Source organism: Tepidibacillus infernus, from assembly GCF_048898065.1.
Lineage (GTDB): Bacteria > Bacillota > Bacilli > Tepidibacillales > Tepidibacillaceae > Tepidibacillus_B > Tepidibacillus_B infernus.
This window is the reverse complement of sequence record NZ_JBLWFI010000001.1, coordinates 1,699,813-1,702,130: the sequence shown is the minus strand read 5'-3', so window position 1 is coordinate 1,702,130 and position 2,318 is coordinate 1,699,813. Positions and strand designations below refer to the sequence as shown.

Sequence of the window (2,318 nt, the reverse complement as noted above, 5' to 3'; positions counted from 1 at the left end):
GCTGGGGCATGTTCACCACCTTTCTCCAATACAAGTTAGAGGAGCAGGGGAAAAAGCTTATCAAAATAGATAAGTGGTTTCCATCATCCAAAACTTGTTCATGTTGCGGTCAAGTAAAGGAGTCTCTATCTCTTTCTGAGCGCATATTCCATTGTGATTGTGGTTTTGTGGCAGATAGAGATTGGAACGCTTCTATCAATATCAAGCGTGAAGGATTGCGACTGTTAGTATAATCATAAATAGAGCATGGAACAGGCTCGATAGCTAAGTAAATTTCGTACCGTTAGGTGCGATTACCTTAGAAGCCCCCTCCTCTAAGCGAAGCGTAGGTGGCGGGTAGTTCACTAAAAAACGTTATAATAAATAAAATGAAGGTTGGCATAAACGTTTTAGTAAATGTGGCATACTAAGATATGGTGAAAGGAGTTATGCCCGTGAAATTTGTAAATGAAATATATGAGTTATACCGAAATCATTTAACAGGAGATGAAGAAGATGCAGTCGCATTAGTCCTAAATTTGCTTGAGGATCATAAGAAAAATGATATTTTACATGTGATTCAGGAAATGGAAGAGCATGAGGTATATCAGATGTTTGCTATGTACTTGATCGAAATGCTAAAGGCAAAAATGGCTCAAGAAAGCGTTGGCGGCTCTGATTTTAAAACAAGAATGGTGAATGATTCAACTTTACATTAAAGAATCCTACTACCATTAAAGTTAATGGTAGTTTTTCCTTCCCTTTTTTGGGTGTTTGCATCTATAATAGAGAGAAAGAGGTAATATACATTCTCATTCATCTTGAAATGAATGAAAGTATAACTTTTTTACCATTAAAAAGGGGAACGTACGATGAGACGAATTCCAACAACAAAATGCCAACCAGGGTTTAAATTAGCTAAACCCATTCTAAATGATATTGGCGGTGTGTTAATTGCAAAGGATGTTGAATTAACACAATCAATGATTGAACGATTATTACAGTTGGGAGTAGACTCTTTATATATTTATGATGCTAGAACAGATGATATTGAAGTAAAGGATGTTTTATCTGATAAAACCAGAGAATTAGCGCTAAAATCGATTAAAGATACGTTTCAAGACATGTTTAAGGAAAAATTAGTTCACCGTCCATTGACAAAGGGAAACCTTACATTGGTCTTTAAGCCTGTTTTGGATCATATGCTTGATGACATGAAAGCGAATCAACAAGCCATGTTAATGTTGTCTTCAATCTACATCAAAGATTTATACCTTTATACCCATTCCTTACAGGTAGCCATTTATTCCATATCAATGGGGATGGCAAAAGGATATAACCAACAACAATTAAGTGAATTAGGTCTTGGTGCAATGTTACATGATATTGGGAAAACAAAGGTTCCTATTTCTGTTTTAGAAAAAAAAGAACCATTAACAGAAGAAGAATTTGCTCTTATTCGCTCACACACAGAGTATGGTTTTGATTTGCTACGAAAAGAGCCTGGGATTCCATTGTTATCTGCACACTGTGCCTATCAACATCATGAGAGGATAAATGGTGGCGGTTATCCCCGTGGTCTTTCGGGTGATGATATTCACGAATATGCGAGAATTGTTGCGATTGCAGATGTTTATGATGCGTTGGTTTCTAAAAGAGCTTATAAAAATACGATTCTTCCTCATGAAGCTTTAGAATTTTTATATTCAAAAGCAGGGGTAGATTTTGACCGGGATTTACTTGAACTATTTAGAAAAACAATAGCGATCTATCCGATTGGAATGAATATCATTTTAAATAGTGGAGAGCTTGGAATCGTCGTTGATATAAATTCCAAATACCCGGACAGACCAATCATTAGAGTATTAGAGGATAAAAATCAGGGAATAGTCGATTCACCCTATGAAATTGATTTATCCAAAGAAAGTTCCAAAGTAATCATCTCCTGTCTTAACTAATGAACGGAAATATTCTAGTTTAATGCCAATCCTTTTGGGTTGGTATTTCATTTGTATAGAGAATAAATATCCTTTTTAAAAAATGGAACAAAACAATTGACTTGTTACGTTTTCACATTTACTATTAACTATCACTAGCGTTGCATTAATTAAATCTGATGATTCAAAATAATAGCAATCTTCAAAAATTGTCCATACAACAAAAAAATCCTTTACAATGGAAGTACAGGTGATTCCTGTCCAAATCCAATAGTAAAGGACCACATTATGGACAAGAATACACTAATTTCGTCATTTGGTAAATGGGTTTCACCCATAAATTTTAAAAAAATTTTTGAACATGTTGAAAATGGTAAACAAGATTACTACATCAAGAAACTA

At 34.6% G+C, this 2,318-nt stretch carries 3 protein-coding genes; all 3 read left to right on the top strand.

The window, feature by feature from the left end; genetic code table 11:
* Positions 1-233 (top strand): zinc ribbon domain-containing protein (locus TEPIDINF_RS08540; protein ID WP_421691605.1); only part of this gene is annotated, 233 nt, incomplete at its 5' end.
* A gap of 201 nt (positions 234-434) precedes the next feature.
* Positions 435-698: a DUF6154 family protein gene (locus TEPIDINF_RS08535; RefSeq protein ID WP_068725680.1), complete on the top strand. Its 264-nt coding sequence runs from the start codon at positions 435-437 to the stop codon at positions 696-698.
* Positions 699-851: 153 nt separating this feature from the next.
* A complete protein-coding gene (locus TEPIDINF_RS08530; RefSeq protein WP_421691756.1) occupies positions 852-1,937 on the top strand; it encodes an HD-GYP domain-containing protein in 1,086 nt (361 codons plus the stop codon).
* Positions 1,938-2,318: the final 381 nt, after the last annotated feature.